The sequence below is a fragment of the Ruegeria sp. CH5 genome, assembly GCF_056537025.1.
On sequence record NZ_JBQFQT010000003.1, the window covers coordinates 216,482 to 233,121 of the forward strand.

Consider the following 16,640-nt stretch of genomic DNA (forward strand, 5'->3'; position numbering starts at 1 on the left):
TAAGTCCACGGAAGGGAAAGTCATGACCGAACCTGCCGACCTCGTCTCCGAGATCGAAGCGCTGGAAGAGAAACTGCAACAGGCCAAATCCTCGATCACCCGCCGCTTCATCGGGCAGGAGAGGGTCGTTGACCTGACGCTGACGGCGCTGCTGTGTGGCGGTCATGCCCTGCTGATCGGGCTGCCGGGCCTGGGCAAGACGCGGCTGGTCGAAACCCTGTCGACGGTCATGGGCCTGCATGGCAACCGCATCCAGTTCACCCCTGACCTGATGCCGGCCGACATTCTGGGGTCCGAGGTTCTGGATACCGCCGAGGATGGCAGCCGTCATTTCCGATTCATTCCCGGCCCGATCTTCTGTGAACTCTTGATGGCGGACGAGATCAACCGCGCCAGCCCGCGCACCCAGTCGGCGCTGCTGCAGGCGATGCAGGAACGCACGGTGACCGTCGCAGGCGAAGACCGCACGCTGGGCGTGCCGTTCCATGTGCTTGCCACGCAGAACCCCATCGAACAGGAGGGCACTTATCCGCTGCCTGAGGCCCAACTTGACCGTTTCCTGGTGCAGATCGACGTGAACTATCCTGACCGCCAGACTGAGCGTGACATCCTGCTGGCCACTACCGGCGCGGCCGAGGAGGAGGCGCACCAGATCTTCACCAAAGAAGAACTGCTGGCCGCGCAGGTTCTGCTGCGCAGGATGCCGGTGGGCGAGTCGGTGGTCGAACTGATCCTCGATCTGGTGCGCGCGTTCCGCCCCGAGGAACCCGGCGTGTCCGAGCGCGTGTCCGAGACCGTCGCCTGGGGCCCCGGTCCGCGCGCGGCGCAGGCGCTGATGATGACGGTGCGGGCGCGGGCGATGCTGCAGGGCCGGCTGGCCCCCAACGCCGAAGACGTGCTGGACATGGCGCGCCCGGTGCTCAGCCACCGGATGGCGCTGAACTTCGCCGCGCGGGCGCGCGGTGACAGCCTGGCCGACCTGATCGAAACCACCGCGGCGGGGCTTGTCCGGGCCGAGGCGGCGGCGTGAACGCGGCCCGCACCCTTCGCGAAAGATCCGAGGCCGAGGCGTCCCGGCTGCCGCCCTTGTTGGCGCGGGCCGAACACCTGGCCGGAACCGTGCTGCTGGGCGATCACGGCCGGCGGCGTTCGGGGTTGGGCGATGATTTCTGGCAATACCGGCCGGCGCAAATCGGCGACAGCCGGCGGATGATCGACCACCGGCGCTCGGCCCGCGGCGATCAGCAATACGTGCGCGAACGCGAATGGCAGATTGCGCAGTCGATCATGCTGTGGGTCGATCAGGGCGCCTCGATGCGCTTTGCGTCCGACAAATCTCTGCCCACCAAGGCCGACCGGGCCCGCCTTCTGGGGTTGGCCACGGCGATTCTGCTGGTGCGCGGGGGCGAGCGTGTGGGCCTGACCGGAACCACCCTGCCGCCCCGGCGCGGCAACGCCCAGATCATCCGGCTGGCGCAGGCCCTGTCCGAAGATACCGAGGCCGATTATGCCCCGCCCGAACACCGCGCCATGATCCCCCATGCCCGCGCCGTGTTCATCTCTGACTTCCTCGGCCCGCTGGACGAGGTCGAACTGGCCCTGACCAAGGCCGCCGATCGCGGCGTGCGCGGCGTGCTGCTGCAGGTTCTGGACCCGGGCGAGGAGAACTTCCCCTATCGCGGGCGCACCATCTTCGAAAGCGTCGGCGGCTCGGTCCGGCACGAGACCCTCAAGGCCGGCGACCTGCGCGAGCGCTATCTGGCGCGGCTGGCGCGGCGCAAGGATGACCTGACCCGCCTGTGCCGGGTGACCGGGTGGCAGCTGGGCCTGCACCATACGGGCGACAGCGCGCAGGCGGCCCTGTTGTGGCTCTATCGTGCGCTGGACGGAGGGGCGCGATGACGGTTCTGGCGGGCATCGGCTTTACCGCGCCATGGGTGTTGCTGGGTCTGCTGACCCTGCCGATCCTGTGGCTGATCCTGCGCGCCGTGCCGCCCGCGCCGATCCGACGGCTGTTCCCGGCGGTGACCCTGTTGCTGGGCTTGAAGGACGACGAGAGCGTATCCGACCGCACCCCGTGGTGGCTGTTGCTGCTGCGGATGCTGGCGGCGGCGGCGATCATCATTGGGCTGGCCGGCCCGGTGCTGAACCCGTCGCGCGATGAGTCCGGATCGGGGCCGTTGCTGCTGGTGCTGGATGCCAGCTGGGCCGGGGCCACGCGCTGGCCCGCCACGCTGGATCAGCTCGACGCGCAGCTGACCGAAGCCGGACGGGCCGGGCGCCCGGTGTCGATCCTGCGTCTGACCGAGCCGGAACCGCCCGTTTTCCAGGCCGCCGAAGCCTGGCGCAACCGCCTGCCCGGGCTGGTTCCGCAGCCGTGGCAGCCGGACGCGGCGCAGATCGAACAGGCGCTGGCCGACCTGTCGACGGTCGAGGGCGGGTTCGATACGCACTGGTTCACCGACAAGCTGGACTATCCGGGCCGGGAAACCCTGCTGTTTGCGCTGCAGGCGCGGGGCGCGGTCACGGTCTATCGCGCGGCGGCGCCGATCCTGGCGCTGCTGCCGGCCACCTATCAGGATGGGGCGATCCGACTCACCGCGGTGCGCGCCACACCCGGTCCGGCGCAGACCGTCACCATCAATGCGCAGGGGCGCGACCCGGCGGGCGTGATGCGCCTGCTGCAATCGGTCGAGGTCAGCTTCGAGAGCGGCGCGACCCAGGCACAGGCTGATCTGGCCTTGCCATCCGAACTGCGCGCCCGCATCACGCGGTTCGAGCTGCAGGGCCAGCGGTCTGCCGGGGCGGTGTCGCTGACCGATGACAGCCTGCGCCGGCGCGAGGTCGCGCTGATCGCCGGAACCGTCAACCGCGAGGGGCTGGAGCTGCTGTCGCCGCTGCACTATCTGACGCAGGTGCTGATCCCCACCGCCGATTTCGTCGAGGGCGGGCTGGCCGAGGTTCTACCCGCCAACCCGGATGTGATCGTGCTGGCCGATGTGGCCAAGCTGACCCCCGCCGAACAGGCCGGATTGGTCGAATGGGTCGAGCAGGGCGGACTGTTGCTGCGCTTTGCCGGTCCGCACATGGCGGCCAGCGATCTGGGCCGCGATGCCGAAGACGCCCTTTTGCCGGTGCGGTTGCGCAGCGGTGGCCGCTCGGTCGGCGGCGCGATGAGCTGGGGCGACGCCAAGGGTCTGGCGCCTTTCCAGGAAGGTTCGCCCTTCTACGGGTTGCGCATCCCCGACGATGTGACCGTCAGCACCCAGGTGATGGCGCAGCCCGACCCGAACCTGGCCGACCGGGTGATCGCCGCGCTGTCGGATGGCACCCCGCTGGTGACGCGCAAGCCGCTGGGCCTGGGTCAGGTGGTGCTGTTCCATGTCACCGCCGATGCTGAATGGTCGACCCTGCCGCTGTCGGGCCTGTTCGTCGAAATGCTCGACCGGCTGGCCGTGGCCTCGGCGGCCAAGACGCGGCAGGTCGAACAGCTGCAAGGCACCACGTGGGAGCCGATTCAGGTGATGGACGGGTTCGGAACCTTGTCTGATGCGGGCAATCTGGCCGGTGTCGATGGCCCGGCGCTGGTATCCAGCGCCCTTGGCCCCGACTTGCGCCCGGGTCTGTATGAAAGCGGCAAGCAGAAACTGGCCCTGAACGTGCTCACCGAGGACAGCACGCTGCGCCCGATAAGTTGGCCTGCGGATGTGCCGATCAAGGGGCAGGAGGTCAGTGCCGAGACGCCGATCGGGGGTCTGCTGCTGAGCCTGGCCCTGATCCTGCTGGCGGTTGACGTCGTGGCCTCGCTGGCGCTGTCGGGGCGTCTGGGGCTGGCGCGGGCGGCGGCGGTCGCGCTGGGTGCGGTTCTGATCGCACCGCAGGCGCATGCGCAGACGCCCGAGGAGACTGAATTCGCCCTGCAGGCGACCAAGGAATTGGTGCTGGCCCATGTACTGACCGGCAATGCCCAGATTGACGACGTCGCCCATGCCGGGCTGCGCGGCCTGTCGCAAACTCTGTTTTATCGCACGTCCGTCGAACCGGCCGAGCCTATGGGCGTGGACCTTGAACGTGATGAACTGGCCTTCTTCCCGCTGCTCTACTGGCCGATCACGCCGGATCAGCCCCAGCCTTCGGCCGAAGCTTATGCCAAGCTGAATGGCTATCTGCGGTCGGGCGGGATGATCCTGTTTGACACGCGGGACGCCAACATCGCCGGGTTTGGCGCCTCGAGCCCCAATGGCCGCAAGTTGCAGCAACTGGCTGCGCCGCTGAATATCCCTGCGTTAGAGCCTGTTCCACGCGATCATGTCCTGACCCGTGCATTTTACCTGTTGCAGGATTTCCCCGGCCGCTTTGCCGGAACCGAGGTCTGGGTCGAGGCCGCGCCCCTGGACGCCGAACAGATCGAAGGCATGCCCTTCCGCAACCTCAACGACAACGTCACCCCGGTGGTGATCGGTGGCAACGACTGGGCCGGGGCCTGGGCAATCGACCGGAACGGGCAGGCGCTGCTGCCGGTCGGGCGCGGCTATGCCGGAGAACGCCAGCGCGAGCTGGCCAATCGGTTCGGCGTCAACCTGGTCATGCACGTGCTGACCGGGAACTACAAATCCGATCAGGTGCACGTGCCTGCTCTGCTTGACAGGTTGGGCCAATGACCGGTTCCGTCATCTTTGACCCGCTGATCCCGTGGCCTGTGCTGGTGGTCATCGGTTCGATCGCTTTGGCCGCGACGGTTCTGGCGCTGTGGCGCGGGCTGTCGGGTTGGGCGTTGCGCGGACTGGCGGCGCTGGTGCTGCTGGCGGCTTTGTCCGGCCCGGTCTACCAGATCGAGGACCGCGCCCCGCTGACCGACATCGTGTTGATGATCGAGGATGAAAGCGCCAGCCAAACCCTGTCGGACCGCGCCGAACAGACCGCGCAGACCGCCGAGGCCCTGGCCGCCGAGATCGAGGCCCGCGACAACACCGAACTGCGCCGCATCACCGTGGGCGACGGCGACGGAGACGAAGGTACCCAGGTGATGGCGGCGCTGAATGCCGCGCTGGCCGAGGAACCGCGCGCCCGGATCGCCGGAATTCTGGTCCTGTCCGACGGCATCGTGCATGACGTCGATCAGGCCCCAGACCTGCCCGCGCCGATGCACCTGTTGCAGACCGGTCGCGCGCAGGACTGGGACCGCCGCCTGATCGTGCGTAATGCGCCGGCCTTTGCCATCATCGATGAGCCCGTCACTCTGACCTTGCGGGTCGAGGACAGTGGCGCGGTGCCCGCCGGTCCGGCGTCCGCCCCGCTCGAGATTGCGGTGGACGGGGGCGAGCCGCAGCAGTTCAGCATCCCGATCGGTGTGGATGTCGAACTGCCGGTGACCCTGCCCCATGGCGGGCGCAACGTCATCCAGTTCACGGTTCCGCAGGCCGACGGCGAACTGACCGACCGCAACAACACCGCCTTGATCCAGATGAACGGCGTGCGCGACCGGCTTCGGGTTCTGTTGGTTTCGGGCGAGCCGCATCCGGGCGGGCGAACCTGGCGCAATCTGCTGAAATCCGACAGCTCGGTCGATCTGGTGCATTTCACCATCCTGCGCCCACCCGAGAAACAGGACGGGGTTCCGGTGGACGAACTGTCGCTGATCGCATTCCCCACGCGCGAGCTGTTTCTGGAGAAGATCAACGATTTCGACCTGATCATCTTTGACCGCTACAAGCGGCGCGGCATCCTGCCCGCGATCTATCTGGACAACGTGACCAACTACATCAATGACGGCGGTGCTGTGCTGATTGCGGCCGGGCCAGACTTTGCCACCGCCGACAGCATCTTCCGCTCGCCCCTGTCTGCGATCCTGCCGGCGCAACCCTCGGCCCGGGTCATCGAAGAACGCTACGTGCCCACGGTGACAGACCTGGGCCAGCGTCATCCGGTGACCGCCGATCTGGGTGAGACGGGCGACTGGGGCGCATGGCTGCGGCAGATCGACGTGAAACAGCGCTCGGGTGAATTGTTGATGACCGGCGTCGACGACCGTCCGCTGCTGGTGCTGGACCGTGTGGGGGAAGGGCGCGTGGCGTTGCTGGCCTCGGACCACGCCTGGCTGTGGAGCCGTGGCTACGAGGGCGGTGGCCCGCAGTTGGAACTGCTGCGCCGCCTTGCCCACTGGATGATGAAAGAGCCCGAGCTTGAAGAAGAGGCGCTGTGGGCAGAGGCCAACGGGCAGTCAATGCGCATCATCCGCCAGACCCTGAACGAAGAGGTGGGCCCCGTCACGGTCACCCGACCCAATGGCGACACGCTTGAAGTGCCCTTGCGCGAATTGTCCCCCGGTCGGTTCGAGGCGCAGTATTTCGGCCCTGAAATTGGGCTTTATCGCCTGCAGGAAGGTGAGCTGTCCTCGGTCATCGGCCTTGGCCCTGCGGCGCCGCGGGAATTCGAACGCACCATCGCAACAGCCGAAATCCTTGAACCGGTCATGGCCGGGATGCGCGGCGGGGTGATCCGGGTCGAGGACGGGCTGCCGGCAATCCGCAACGTGCGCGCCGGGCGTCCTGCGGCCGGGCGTGGCTGGATCGGTCTGACCCCGCGCGAGGCATATGAAACCCGTGACGTGACCCAGGCCGGACTGTTGCCTCCCTGGCTGGTGCTGCTGCTGGCGGGTGGCTTCCTGCTGGCGGGCTGGCTGCGCGAAGGACGGCGCTGACCGGCCTTTGGTCTTAAACAGATTTTCACGGTCTGCGGGAATGCTGATCCCGAACCGACCGGGAAGATGACCATGAGTCTTGCAGAAAAACTGGCACAGGAACGGCGGGCGCGTCTGGCCGCCGAACGCATGCTTGCACTTCAGCAAAGTGAACTGTCCGAGGCCAATCGCAAGCTGGGCGAATATGCGATGGCCCTGACCAAACGTATCGGCGAGACCGAGGCCGAGGTCGAAACCGTGCGTGGCGAGAATGAAAAGGTCAAATCGGACCTGACCGTTGCAAATGCCAAGATCGAAGTGGCCGAACGCCGCCTCTGGCACTCGATCCAGACGATCCAGGACGGTTTCGCCTTCTTCGACGGCAGTGATCGGTTGATCAGCGCAAATACGGCCTATCTGAGCGTATTCGAAGGACTGGATGAGGTCGCGCCCGGGATTTCATACCCCCGCATTCTTGATCTGCTGACCACAGAGGGCATCATCGATATCGGGTCGGAACCGGCCGAGGCGTGGAAAACCCGCATGATGCGCCGCTGGACCCGGATCAACCCGCCGCCCGAAGTGATCCAGCTGTGGAATGGGCAATATATCAAGCTGATCGACCAGCGCGGGCAGGGCGGCGATGTGGTCAGTCTGGCCCTGAACATCACGGCCTCGGTCCAGCATGAGGCGCAACTGCAAGCCGCGCGCGAAAAGGCCGAGGCCGCCAACCGGGCCAAGTCGGCTTTCCTTGCCAATATGAGCCATGAGATCCGGACCCCGAAGAATGGCATCGTCGGGATGACCGACCTGCTGTCGGAAACCCCTCTGAATGAGGAGCAGAGGCTTTATGTCGATACGATCCGCAATTCGGGGGACGCGCTGCTGGTCATCATCAATGACGTTCTGGACTATTCCAAGATCGAAGCGGACAAGCTTGTGCTGCATCCGGAGGATTTCGATCTTGAACGTTGCATCCTCGAAGTTGCGATGCTGCTGCAGCCCACGGTGCGCGACAAGGGGCTGACCTTGCTGGTCGACTATGACCTGTTCCTGCCGACGCTGTTCGTGGGCGATCCAGGCCGGGTGCGTCAGGTGCTGACCAATCTGGTGGGCAACGCGGTCAAATTCACCGCCCAGGGCCATGTTCTGATCCGGGTCACCGGAGTACCGCATGCCGATCAGAAGACCTGCGACATCCACATTGCGATCGAAGACACCGGAATCGGCATCGAAGCGGACAAGATCGAGCACATCTTCGGCGAGTTCAATCAGGTTGAAAACGAAAAGACCCGCGCCTTTGACGGCACTGGCCTTGGTCTGGCCATCACCAAACGCCTGATTACCTTGATGGGTGGCTCGATCTGGGTCGAGAGCGAGGCCGGCAAGGGATCGTGCTTTGGGTTCCGGATCACACTGCCCACCGCCGAAGGCCCTCAACCGGCTCCACCTGCCTTGGCGGACAGGCTGAAACATGTCCTCGTGGTCGAGGATCTGGCGGTCAATCGGGCCATTCTGAACAAGCAGCTGCGGCGTTTGGGGGCCGAGGTGACGGTTTGCGCCACAGGCACCGAAGCGCTGAGGGCGGTGGAAGCGTCGGTCGACCTGATCCTTTGCGATCACGATCTGCCTGACATGGACGGGCTGGATTTGGCGGAAACTCTGCGCAAGCGAGGCTGGTCCGACGTTCCGATCGTGCTGATGTCCGCAAACCCGGCCATCGCGCACGCCGATCCGAACCATCGGCTGATACAAGGGGTGGTTCAGAAACCGATCCCACGGGCCGAGCTGTTCTCGCAGCTTCAGGTGCTGGGCGCCGCTGTGTTGCCTGCGCCTGTTTCCCCGCCCTGCCGCGCGGAGCCGGCCCAATCGTCTGGCGAAAACACGAAGCTGCGCAAGATGCGGGTTCTGGCCGCCGAGGACAATCGCACCAACCAGTTGATCCTGAGCAAGATGACCAAGGATCTGAACATAGACCTCAAGCTGGTGGCCAACGGGCTTGAGGCTGTCGAAGCCTTTGCGAAATTTGCCCCTGACCTGATCCTTATGGACATCTCGATGCCCAAGATGGACGGAAAGCAGGCCACGGGTGAGATCCGTAGACGCGAAATCGGCACAGGGCAGCATGTGCCGATCGTGGCGCTGACCGCTCATGCCTTGGCGGGTGACGAGCACAGCATCCTAGCGGCCGGGTTGGATCACTACCTGACGAAACCGCTTCAGAAGAAGCTGATTTGCGAGATGATCCAGTCCAACTGCCCGAAAGATGCGCAACACGTGATTGTCGCGCCGGCCGGTGCGGTCTAGGCTGGCGCCATGTCACAAGAACGAGGGTTTCGCCCCCGCGCTTTGGGTGAAATCGCAATACGCTGCGCCGACATGGCAGCGATGGTTGATTTCTATGAAAACGTCATCGGGCTGACCCGCCTGAATGGCGGTCATGACAGCGCCATAACGTTCTTTCGGATTGCGGAAGGGTTCGAAGGACACACACAGGTTCTGGCGCTGTTTCACCATGGGGCGGCGCCGCGGCCGGGCTTGCACCCCACCGGTGCCGACAAACCCATGACCGGGGCGCAATCGTCGCTGCACCATATCGCCTTGTCTCTTCCCTTTGCGGAACAAGAGGCCGTCATGCGCTGGTATGATCAAATCGGCCAGCCCTATCGCGTCGAACGGTTCGGCTGGATCGGTTGGCGCGGCGTGTTTACCACGGACCCTGAGGGCAACACGGTCGAACTGGTAGCGTATGATGCCTCGATGCTGGATCAGGCCTGATAGGGTCGCACGAATACCGGTTTGTCCGGTTCCGACAACTCAGACCGATACACATAGCCGCCGGTGTCGAAATCCCGCAGGTCCGCAGGGTCGGTCAGCCGGTGCTGGATGATGTACCGCGCCATTGATCCGCGGGCCTTTTTGGCGAAGAAGCTGACAGTCTTTGGCGTGCCGTCCTTGTCCTCCATGAAGACAGGGGTGATGACCCGCAGTTTCAGCGCCTTGGGGGTCACCGCGCCGAAATATTCCTGGCTGGCGCAGTTCACCAGCGTACCGGTGCCGATCTCGTCGGCCTGCGCATTCAGCGCCTTGCTCAGCTGGTCGCGCCAATAGTCGTACAAGGACGTGCCGCGTCGGGTTTTCAACCTGCTGCCCATTTCCAGCCGATAGGGCTGAATGGCGTCCAGCGGGCGCAGTAGGCCATAAAGCCCCGACAGGATACGCAGATGATCCTGCGCCCAGGCCAGTTCCTGGGCGTCCAGCGAAGCGGCCTCGAGCCCCTGATAGGTGTCGCCGGCAAAGGCCAGCGCGGCCGGCCGGGTGGCTTCGGGCTGTGGTGCCTCGGCGAAGGCGCGGAACCGGTCGCGGTTCAGCCGGGCCAAATCGTCGCTGAGGCTCATCAGCTTTTTCAGATCCCCCAGCGTCAGGTTGCGCGCGGTTTTCGCCAGCCGGATCGCGTCGTCCTGAAAATCGGGCTGGGTCGGCGTCGCGTCCCGTTCTGCCCAGTCCAGCCGTTTGGCCGGAGAGATCACCACCAGCATATCTACCCCCTTGTACGTGCCTGCCCGCCGATACCTAGCCCGCCGCGCGCAGCACGTCCAGAAAGGCGGCCGCGAAACGTTCGGCGCGGCGGTCGCCCAGAATTTGCTCCAGCGCGCGGTCGTCGTCGGGCCGCATCTGCGCAACCTTCGCCAGTTGCGCGGCCGAACAGCTCAATGGTTTGTCGATCCCGTCCGGGCCTCGGGCCAGCTGTGCCTGCACCTCGAGCAGACGGTCGTAGATATTTCCCTGTTCACGCCCGGCCAGCTTGCGGCGCGCCGGGTGGACCGCCTGCGCCTCGCCCGCGATTACTTCGAGGAAGGTGTCGCCATAGCGGTCCAGTTTTTTTGCGCCCACGCCGCCGATCCGGGCCATCTCGTCCAGGGTCATGGGGCGTTTTTCCGCCATCTCGATCAGCGTTCGGTCGGGGAAGATGACATAGGCGGGCACGCGGGCGGCCTCGGCCAGGGCGCGGCGCTTGGCCTTGAGCGCCGACAGCAGGGGCGCATCCTCTTCCGAGACCATCATCTTGACCGCGGGCCGGCGGGTGGCCTTGCGCAGCGTGTCCTTGCGAAGGGTGATCTGCGCCTCGCCCTTCAAGATCGGCTTGGCGGCCTCGGTCATGCGCAGGGCGCCGTGGCGTTCAGGGTCGGGGCGGACCAGGTCATGGCCCATCATCTGCCGGAAGATCGCCTGCCATTGCGGGCGCGACCAGTCCTTGCCGATGCCGTAAGTGGGCAATTCGTCATGCCGCCGGGCGCGGATCTTGTCGGTGTCATTGCCCAGCAGGATGTCGATCAGGTGGCCCGAACCGAACCATTCCTCGGTGCGCAGGATCGCCGACAGGGCCATGCGCACCGGCGTAGTGCCGTCGAACAGCTCGGGCGGGCTGTCGCACAGATCGCATTTGCCGCAGGGCTGGGCCTGTTCTCCGAAATAGCCCAGCAGAGTTTGGCGGCGGCAATGCAACGCCTCGGCCAGACCCAGCAGAGCGTTCAGGCGGGCATGGTCGGCGGCGCGGCGTTCGGGCGGGGCCAACCCCTCGTCGATCTGGCTGCGGCGCAGGCGGATGTCGTCGGGGCCGAACAGGGTCAGGGTCTCGGCCGGGCCGCCGTCGCGGCCGGCGCGGCCGATTTCCTGGTAATAGGCCTCGATCGATTTGGGTAGGTCCGCATGGGCGACCCAGCGGATGTCGGGCTTGTCGATGCCCATGCCAAAGGCCACGGTGGCCACCACGATCAGCCCGTCCTCGCGCGCGAAGCGGGTTTCGACGATGCGGCGGTCCTCGGCCTCCATCCCGCCGTGATAGTGGCAGGCGCTGTGGCCCTGTTCGCGCAGCGCCTGCGCCAGCACTTCGGTCTTGTTGCGGGTGCCGCAATAGACGATGCCCGACTGGCCCCGGCGGGCGTCGGCGAAATCCAGGATCTGCTTGCGCGGGCTGTCCTTGGCGGCAAAGGCCAGGTGGATGTTCGGCCGGTCGAACCCGCGCAGGAATTTGCGCGGGGGCGTGCCGTCGAACAGTTTCTCGACGATTTCGTCCTGGGTTTCCGCATCCGCCGTAGCGGTGAAGGCGGCCAAGGGCACGTTCAGCGCGCGCCGCAGCTCTCCGATCCGCAGATAGTCGGGGCGGAAATCATGGCCCCACTGGCTGACGCAATGGGCCTCGTCCACGGCGATCAGGCTGACATTGATCCGTCGCAGCATCCCCAGCGCCGAGCCCGCCGCCAGCCGTTCGGGCGCCATGTAGAGCAGTTTCAGCCGCCCGGCCTCGAGCGCCTCCCACACGGCGTCGGTTTCCTCGGGCGTGTTGCCCGAGGTCAGCGCACCAGCCTCGACCCCGGCCTCTTGCAGCCCCCGCACCTGGTCGCGCATCAGGGCGATCAGCGGCGAAATCACCACCGTGACCCCGTCGCGCAGCAGGGCAGGCAGTTGAAAACACAGAGATTTGCCGCCCCCGGTGGGCATGATCGCCAGCACGTTCTCGCCGGCGGTCACGGCATCGACGATCTCTTCCTGCCCGGGGCGGAAGTCATCGAATCCAAAGACATCTCGCAGCAGAGGCGCGGCGTCGAACATGTGCGGGGGTGCCCTGTTTCAAGATTTGACTGCTCTTGAACGGACAATCACACAGTCGGAATCAGGGAACAAGAGGTCAGTAGAAATAGACCGCGTTGTTGATGAGGACGATCCGCAGCGCATAGACGCCGATCAGCACCACCAGCGGCGTCAGGTCCAGACCGCCCATGTTGGGCAGAATGCGGCGGATCGGGCCGTAGATCGGCTCGAGCAGGCGGTTCAGGCCGTACCAGATCTGGGCGACCAGCTGTTGATGCAGGTTCAGGACCTGGAAGTTGATCAGCCAGCTCATGATCACATGGGCCAGGATGATGAACCAGACGATGTCCAGGATCAGCAGCAGGATTTGGATCAGCGACAGCATGGGCACCTCGTTTTCCGTACGGCCTGAGACCTAAGTGCCCAAGTGGCATTAGGCAAGCCCGCAGTCACAGAACGCTTGCGAAATGCCCCAAAGGCCCGTCTTATGAAATCAAAAGCAGGCAAGGGGCAGAGATGGCAGAGATTTCCAAGCGCAGGCGCATCTGGGGCTGGTGGTTTTTCGACTGGGCCAGCCAGCCGTATCACACCCTGTTGGTGACCTTTGTCTTTGGTCCGTATTTCGCCGGCGTTGCCGCCGAATATTATGCAACCGCCGGGATGGATGCCGAAGCCGCCGCCGCGCAGGCGCAGACGGTCTGGGCTAACTGCCTGACGATCACCGGGCTGATCATCGCCTTCGGCGCGCCGCTCTTGGGTGCGATGGCCGATGTCTCGGGGCGGCGCATCCCGTGGATCTTCGCCTTTTCGGTGATGTATGCCGCGGGGTCTGCCGCGCTGTGGTTCACGCTGCCGGACGGGTCGAACATGTGGCTGATGCTGTCGGCCTTCGGTCTGGGCTTCGTGGGGGCGGAATACGCGCTGATCTTCATCAACTCGCAATTGCCCGATCTGGGTGATGACAACGAGGTGGGCGAGATCTCGGGCTCGGGCTTTGCCTTCGGCTATTTCGGCGGGCTGATTTCCCTGGCGATCATGCTGGCGCTGTTCGTCGAGCAGCCCAACGGCAAGACGCTGATCGGAATGGAGCCGCTGTTCGGGCTGGACGCCGGCGCACGGGAAGGCACGCGTTTTGTGGGGCCGTTCACCGCCGGGTGGTTTATCCTGTTCATGGTCCCGTATTTCCTGTGGGTGCGCGACGATCCCGCCGCCGACAAAAAGGGCAGCGTATCCAAGGCGCTGCGCCTGCTGGGCAAATCCGTGGCCGCTTTGCGGTACCGGGTCAGCCTTGCCAGCTATCTGGGGTCATCGATGTTCTACCGGGACGCGCTGAACGGGCTGTACAGTTTCGGCGGCGTCTATGCGCGGCTGGTGTTGGAATGGGACCTGATCAAGATTGGCGTCTTCGGCATCATCAGCGTGCTGGCTTCGGCGGTCTTCGCCTGGATCGGCGGCAAGCTGGACTGGAAATTCGGCCCCAAGCCAGTGATCCTGACTGCGATCTGGGTTTTGATCCTGGTCTGCACCACCATCGTGTCGATGGACCGGACGCAGATCTTCGGCATCGCCCTGCCCCAAGGCTCGGGCCTGCCGGACATTGTATTCTTTGGCTGCGGCATCCTGATCGGCGGGATGGGCGGCATCCTGCAATCGGCCAGCCGGTCGTTGATGGTGCGCCACACCGATCCGGCCGCCCCGGTCGAGAGCTTTGGCCTCTATGGTCTGTCGGGCCGCGCCACCGCTTTTGCGGCGCCTTTGATGATCGGAATTGCAACAACCGCGACCGGCAGCGCGCGGTTGGGGGTGTCTCCGATCGTCGGGTTGTTTATTCTGGGATTGTTCCTAATGCGCTGGGTCAAACCGGAAGGGGATCAGAGCAGATGATTTCATTACGTTTTTTGGTATTTTTGGCAGGAATTGCGCTGGCCGGGGCCGCTGGGGCCCAACCGCTGGCCAAGCAGTTGTTCGGGGCTCAGAAGTACAGTTCGCAACAAAAACCGGCCGCTTTCGGCAGTTATTCGCGCGGATGCGCGGCCGGATCGGTGCAACTGCCCGAAACCGGACCCACCTGGCAGGCGATGCGTCTGTCGCGCAACCGCAACTGGGGCCATCCGCAAGCCATCGACTTTGTGCAGGACCTCAGCCGTTTTGCGGCGAGACAACCGGGATGGAACGGGCTTTACATCGGGGATATCAGCCAGCCGCGCGGCGGGCCGATGACCTCGGGCCACCGCAGCCACCAGCTGGGCCTAGACATCGACATCTGGATGCTGCCCGGTGACAACATGCGCCTGTCGCGCAAGGCGCGCGAGAACATCTCGTCGGTCTCCTTGCGGCGCGCGAACGGCGCCTATGTGAACGGCAACTGGACGAAACAGCACCACGCCATCCTGCGCGAGGCGGCCAAGGACAAACGCGTGGCCCGCATCTTCGTGTTTCCGGGCGCCAAGGTGCAGATGTGCAAGGAAGAACAGGGCAATCGCGCCTATCTGCGCAAGATCCGGCCATGGTGGGGGCATCATTATCACTTCCACGTCCGGCTGAACTGTCCGCGCGGCTCGCGCGGGTGCGTCAATCAGGATCCGCCGCCCAAAGGCGACGGCTGCGCCGAGGCCGAGCAGTGGGTGCGCAACATCTTGAACCCGCCGCCGCCCGACCCCAACGCGCCGCCTCCGAAGAAACGGCGTGAATATGTTCTGGCGGATCTGCCCCAGCAATGCGCCGCCGTCTTGCAGTCCAACTGATCGCCAGCCTGTTTCTGGCCGGCTCCGCCTGGGCGGTCGAAGTCAAATCGGCCGAATATCTGGGCAGCTTTGCATGGCGCGCCGGCCATGACTGGTTCGGCGGGTTTTCCGCCATCCATGTCTCGGATGACGGGCAGCGCGCATGGGTGCTGAGCGACCGCTCCACCCTGGTATCGGTCCGCATCGACCGGGATGGCGATCAGATTGTCGGCATCCGTATTGTTGGCCACTGGCCGGTTCTGTCCAGCCGGGGACGTATCATGCCCGGCAGCTCGGGTGACTCCGAGGGGCTAGCGCTGGCGCCGGATGGCAGCTTCTACATTTCGTTCGAAGGCGTGCATCGCGTGGCCCGTTATGCTGCGCCCGGTGCCCATGCGCAGGTGCTGCCGCGCCCCAAGGCCTTTGACGGGCTCGACCAGAATGGTTCGTTCGAGGGGCTGGCCATCGACACGCAGGGCCGCCTGTACACGCTGCCCGAGAAAAGCCGCACGGCAAATGGCGACATTCCGGTCTATCGCTGGGACGGGCGCGCCTGGTCCACGCCCTTCGTCCTTATCCAGCGGGACGGTTTTCTGCCCGTAGCGGCCGATTTCGGCCCGGACGGGCGGTTCTACGTGCTGGAACGCGCGGTCTCGCTGACCGGGTTCCGGTCGCGTCTGCGTCGGTGGCAGATCGAGGGTGATACACCTACGGCCGAAGAAACCCTGTTCCAGACCGGAACCGGAACCCATGACAATCTCGAGGGGCTGTCGGTCTGGCGCGACGGGCAGAGGCGGTTGCGGGCCACGATGATCTCGGACGACAACTTTCTGGCGCTGCAGCGTACCGAACTGGTCGAGTATCTGCTGCCGGATTGACACGGGCCGATCCCGGGTCTAGAAGCGCGGCTTGCCTTGGGACGGTCCCTTGGCCAAGTCGCCGCTACCTTGTCAAAACGGGCATCAGAACATGCAACGCAACTTTATCCCCGGCATTATTGCCATGGCCGCCATCGTCGTGGCCTCGAACATCCTGGTCCAGTTCCTGATCTTTGACGGGCTGTTGACCTGGGGTGCCTTCACCTATCCGCTGGCCTTTCTGGTCACCGACATCATGAACCGCGTCTATGGCGTGGGCCCGGCCCGCAAGGTCGTGTTCGCCGGCTTCGTCACCGGCGTGATCTGCTCGCTGATCGGCAGCCAGATCATGCTGCAGGGTGACGGCTTCACCTACGCCGCCGTGCCGTTGCGCATCGCCGTGGCTTCGGGAACCGCGTTCCTGATCGCGCAGCTGACCGACGTCACCGTGTTCAACGCCATGCGTGAAGGCCGCTGGTGGCGCGCGCCGCTGGTGTCCACACTGGTCGGGTCGGCGCTGGATACAGCGATCTTCTTCACAATCGCGTTCTCGGCCTCGGTGACCGTCTTCGGCGCCGATGCGGATGCGGCCATCAACTGGGCGTGGGAGCCTGTGCCCTTCATGCTGTCGGGCCCCGAGGCGCCACTGTGGGTGACGCTGGCCTTTGCCGACTGGCTGGTGAAGCTGTCGCTGGCCCTGGTCGCGCTGATCCCCTTCAAGGTGATCGTCGCCCGCCTGACCGCACAGCCCGCGTAAAAAACGCTTTGAGAATGGCACAAGTTGTGTCA

The 16,640-nt window shown here is 65.0% G+C and carries 13 protein-coding genes; 10 read left to right on the forward strand and 3 right to left on the reverse strand.

Annotation, left to right across the window (positions count from 1 at the left end):
- Window positions 1–22 precede the first annotated feature (22 nt).
- The 6 genes from ACR0JC_RS11385 (at window position 23) to ACR0JC_RS11410 (ending at window position 9,457) form a co-directional block, all read left to right on the forward strand.
- Entirely contained in the window at window positions 23–1,030 is a 1,008-nt protein-coding gene (locus ACR0JC_RS11385) for an AAA family ATPase (protein ID WP_170341840.1), read from the forward strand.
- Window positions 1,027–1,902 (forward strand): DUF58 domain-containing protein, encoded by an 876-nt coding sequence (locus tag ACR0JC_RS11390; protein WP_170341842.1) that lies wholly within the window; start codon window positions 1,027–1,029, stop codon window positions 1,900–1,902. Before ACR0JC_RS11385 ends, ACR0JC_RS11390 begins: the two co-directional genes overlap by 4 nt.
- Entirely contained in the window at window positions 1,899–4,661 is a 2,763-nt protein-coding gene (locus tag ACR0JC_RS11395; protein WP_170341844.1) for a DUF4159 domain-containing protein, read from the forward strand. Before ACR0JC_RS11390 ends, ACR0JC_RS11395 begins: the two co-directional genes overlap by 4 nt.
- The gene (locus ACR0JC_RS11400) at window positions 4,658–6,700 is read left to right on the forward strand and encodes a DUF7408 domain-containing protein (protein WP_170341847.1); all 2,043 of its coding nucleotides are present in this window, start codon (window positions 4,658–4,660) and stop codon (window positions 6,698–6,700) included. Before ACR0JC_RS11395 ends, ACR0JC_RS11400 begins: the two co-directional genes overlap by 4 nt.
- 72 nt (window positions 6,701–6,772) lie before the next feature.
- Window positions 6,773–8,986 carry a response regulator gene (locus ACR0JC_RS11405; RefSeq protein ID WP_480763946.1) on the forward strand — a complete coding sequence of 738 codons (2,214 nt, stop codon included), beginning with the start codon at window positions 6,773–6,775 and terminating at the stop codon, window positions 8,984–8,986.
- Window positions 8,987–8,995: 9 nt separating this feature from the next.
- On the forward strand, window positions 8,996–9,457 hold the full coding sequence (locus tag ACR0JC_RS11410) for a VOC family protein (protein ID WP_170341850.1): 462 nt from the start codon (window positions 8,996–8,998) through the stop codon (window positions 9,455–9,457).
- On the opposite strand, the gene yaaA is transcribed toward ACR0JC_RS11410, so the two are convergent.
- The 3 genes from yaaA to ACR0JC_RS11425 all read right to left on the reverse strand — a co-directional run bounded on the left by yaaA (window position 9,448) and on the right by ACR0JC_RS11425 (window position 12,656).
- Window positions 9,448–10,218 (reverse strand): peroxide stress protein YaaA, encoded by a 771-nt coding sequence (gene yaaA, locus ACR0JC_RS11415; protein ID WP_170341852.1) that lies wholly within the window; start codon window positions 10,216–10,218, stop codon window positions 9,448–9,450. The two genes, ACR0JC_RS11410 and yaaA, sit on opposite strands and share 10 nt — an antisense overlap.
- A gap of 34 nt (window positions 10,219–10,252) precedes the next feature.
- Window positions 10,253–12,292 carry a DNA helicase RecQ gene (recQ, locus tag ACR0JC_RS11420; RefSeq protein WP_170341854.1) on the reverse strand — a complete coding sequence of 680 codons (2,040 nt, stop codon included), beginning with the start codon at window positions 12,290–12,292 and terminating at the stop codon, window positions 10,253–10,255.
- Between the two features lie 76 nt (window positions 12,293–12,368).
- Window positions 12,369–12,656 carry a YggT family protein gene (locus tag ACR0JC_RS11425; protein WP_008757771.1) on the reverse strand — a complete coding sequence of 96 codons (288 nt, stop codon included), beginning with the start codon at window positions 12,654–12,656 and terminating at the stop codon, window positions 12,369–12,371.
- 131 nt (window positions 12,657–12,787) lie between these two features.
- Between ACR0JC_RS11425 and ACR0JC_RS11430 the strand changes: the two genes are divergently transcribed.
- From ACR0JC_RS11430 to ACR0JC_RS11445, 4 genes are all read left to right on the forward strand, one after another.
- The gene (locus ACR0JC_RS11430; protein ID WP_170341856.1) at window positions 12,788–14,155 is read left to right on the forward strand and encodes an MFS transporter; all 1,368 of its coding nucleotides are present in this window, start codon (window positions 12,788–12,790) and stop codon (window positions 14,153–14,155) included.
- A complete protein-coding gene (mepA, locus tag ACR0JC_RS11435; protein ID WP_170341858.1) occupies window positions 14,152–15,015 on the forward strand; it encodes a penicillin-insensitive murein endopeptidase in 864 nt (287 codons plus the stop codon). The genes ACR0JC_RS11430 and mepA overlap by 4 nt, the downstream gene beginning before the upstream one ends.
- On the forward strand, window positions 14,988–15,872 hold the full coding sequence (locus ACR0JC_RS11440) for an esterase-like activity of phytase family protein (RefSeq protein ID WP_170341860.1): 885 nt from the start codon (window positions 14,988–14,990) through the stop codon (window positions 15,870–15,872). The genes mepA and ACR0JC_RS11440 overlap by 28 nt, the downstream gene beginning before the upstream one ends.
- A 91-nt stretch (window positions 15,873–15,963) precedes the next feature.
- Entirely contained in the window at window positions 15,964–16,608 is a 645-nt protein-coding gene (locus ACR0JC_RS11445) for a queuosine precursor transporter (RefSeq protein WP_093964066.1), read from the forward strand.
- The last annotated feature ends 32 nt before the right edge of the window (window positions 16,609–16,640 follow it).